2 protein-coding genes and 1 pseudogene are annotated in these 1,406 nt (G+C 67.5%); 2 read left to right on the top strand and 1 reads right to left on the bottom strand.

What is annotated here, in order from left to right:
- Nucleotides 1–105: pseudogene (locus tag K789_RS25170) on the top strand (imidazole glycerol phosphate synthase subunit HisF); the annotation flags it as partial.
- Between the two features lie 93 nt (nt 106–198).
- Here K789_RS25170 and K789_RS0114925 read toward each other — a convergent pair.
- Nucleotides 199–843 (bottom strand): TIGR03085 family metal-binding protein, encoded by a 645-nt coding sequence (locus tag K789_RS0114925; protein WP_024367458.1) that lies wholly within the window; start codon nt 841–843, stop codon nt 199–201.
- 155 nt (nt 844–998) lie between these two features.
- Here K789_RS0114925 and hisI point away from each other — a divergent pair, with 155 nt between their 5' ends.
- A complete protein-coding gene (gene hisI / locus K789_RS0114920; RefSeq protein ID WP_024367457.1) occupies nt 999–1,403 on the top strand; it encodes a phosphoribosyl-AMP cyclohydrolase in 405 nt (134 codons plus the stop codon).
- Nucleotides 1,404–1,406: the final 3 nt, after the last annotated feature.

The following is a 1,406-nucleotide window of genomic DNA, read 5'->3' as shown; positions in this document are numbered from 1 at the left end:
GGCGCCGATGCGGTGCTCGCCGCGTCCGTCTTCCACTTCGGGCCGGTGGACATGATCGCCCAGGTCAAGGCCGCGATCCGGGAAGCAGGCTTCGAAGTCCGCTAGTTGCCGCCACCGCTTAAAAGCAACGCGGGGTCACCTAGCGCCCATCCCGGAGGGGATTACCGGCGCTACGTGACCCCGCGTTGCTTTTTGGTGCTAGAGCCCGACCTCGGCAGACTGCAGGAGCGCGACGGCGTCCGGCTGGCCTTCAAAGGTCACAAGGGCGTGGCGGGTGCGGCCGTGGGCGTGCATGAGCAGTTCACCCGGCTCACCGACGATCGCCACCGACACCGGTGCGCGCTTGGCGACGTGTCGTGGGCCGGAGGGGCGCACCAGCACGATCCCGAGGTCCACACCGCGGTACAGGATAGCCGCGCGCTTCACCAGTTCGTCCCAGAGGGCGTCTGAATACTCCTCGTCCAGGGCGCGGGGCGCCCAGCGGTCCACGGCACGGCGGACGTCCTCCGTGTGGACGAAGTATTCGATCAGGTTGGCGCTTTCGTCCAGGGCCTTGATCTTCATCGGCGAAAACGCGGACGGACCGGCCCGGAAGGAATTGACCAGTTTGTTGTACTCCTCCGGCGTTTTGAGCTTTGCCGCCAGTTCTGCCGTGGCATGGTCCGACGCTTTGGCCAGGCGCTTGATCAGCAGGCCAAGTCCGACGGCGGCTTTCCGCTCGCGCAGATACAGGTGGGCGGCAAGGTCCCTGGTACGCCAGCCCTTGCAGAGCGTGGGGGAGTCAGGACCGGCCGCCAGCAGGGTTTCGGCCAGAACTTCTCGGGAGGGATCGACGTAATGCATCACTTGTGAAACTAGCACGAGACGGCCGCGCGTGGGCACCTGAATCGCCGTCGTTATCGCCGCCCGGAACCGATTCACGCCGTGGTGACGCCGATGTTAAGCGGGGCGCCGGCCAACTGGGCGGCGCCCCGCGTCAAGGCACTAGACTTGAGCTGATGTCTGAGCAGCCCGCCCCCGCCCTTGCAAATGCAGCCGTGCCCGGAAGCCCACTCCCCGAGGGTCTCGCCGGTGCCCTGAAGCGTGACAGTGCCGGCCTGGTCGCGGCGATCGTGCAGCAGTTCGACACGAACGAGGTGCTCATGCTGGGGTGGATGGACGACGAGGCCCTGCGCCGCACCATGACCAGCGGGCGGGTGACGTTCTACTCCCGCTCCCGCCAGGAGTACTGGCGCAAGGGGGACACCTCCGGCCACGTGCAGTGGGTCAAGTCCCTCGCCATGGACTGCGACGGCGACGCACTGCTGGTCCGTGTGGACCAGGTCGGCGCGGCCTGCCACACGGGGACCCGGACCTGCTTCGACGGCCGCGGGCTCGACGTCGTCACCGGCCACGCCGACTGACCC

The organism is Arthrobacter sp. TB 26, assembly GCF_000427315.1.
Lineage (GTDB): Bacteria > Actinomycetota > Actinomycetes > Actinomycetales > Micrococcaceae > Arthrobacter.
The sequence above is the reverse complement of the archived record's forward strand: the minus strand, read 5'-3'. Positions and strand labels throughout refer to the sequence as shown.